The organism is Vibrio sp. 1180_3, from assembly GCF_029478545.1.
Taxonomy (GTDB): Bacteria; Pseudomonadota; Gammaproteobacteria; order Enterobacterales; family Vibrionaceae; genus Vibrio; species Vibrio aestuarianus.
Genome location: NZ_SJFM01000191.1, coordinates 1 through 402, shown reverse-complemented (window position 1 = coordinate 402; position 402 = coordinate 1). Strand labels below are relative to the sequence as shown.

Below are 402 nucleotides of genomic sequence, written 5' to 3'. Positions count from 1 at the left end.
CGCCAGCAGTTACAAACTACGGAGTCAGCCAATATCAGTGGCTTTGTTAAAGCAGAAGTTATCGAAAAAACGACTCGCTACCAGATGGCTCAAACACCCGTCGCCAATATGACCTTATCGATAAATAACGTTGAACTCAGCGTACCACAAGGCACTCCCGTCCGTTACTTAGCCGAACTAATCGGGGCACTGTCATGAAACGTATGCTCAGTGCTCCCGAAATCTATCTCTATCGTGAAAGCGTCGATTTCAGAAAGTCCATCAACGGACTGGCGGCGATTATCGAGTCCGAAACCGATTTGCCGCTCGGCACGGGTGCGCTATTCCTGTTTACCAATAAACAACGCGACAAAGTCAAAGTGTTGTACTGGGATAAAACGGGCTTTGCCCTGTGGTACAAAC

At 48.3% G+C, this 402-nt stretch carries 1 protein-coding gene and 1 pseudogene; both read left to right on the top strand.

The window, feature by feature from the left end; all coding sequences use genetic code 11:
• Nucleotides 1-198: pseudogene (locus EYW48_RS21540) on the top strand (IS66 family insertion sequence element accessory protein TnpB); the annotation flags it as partial.
• Nucleotides 195-402, top strand: a 208-nt coding sequence (gene tnpB, locus EYW48_RS21535) for an IS66 family insertion sequence element accessory protein TnpB (protein WP_277433084.1), incomplete at its 3' end; no start/stop codon positions are given. The pseudogene EYW48_RS21540 and the gene tnpB, both read left to right, overlap by 4 nt.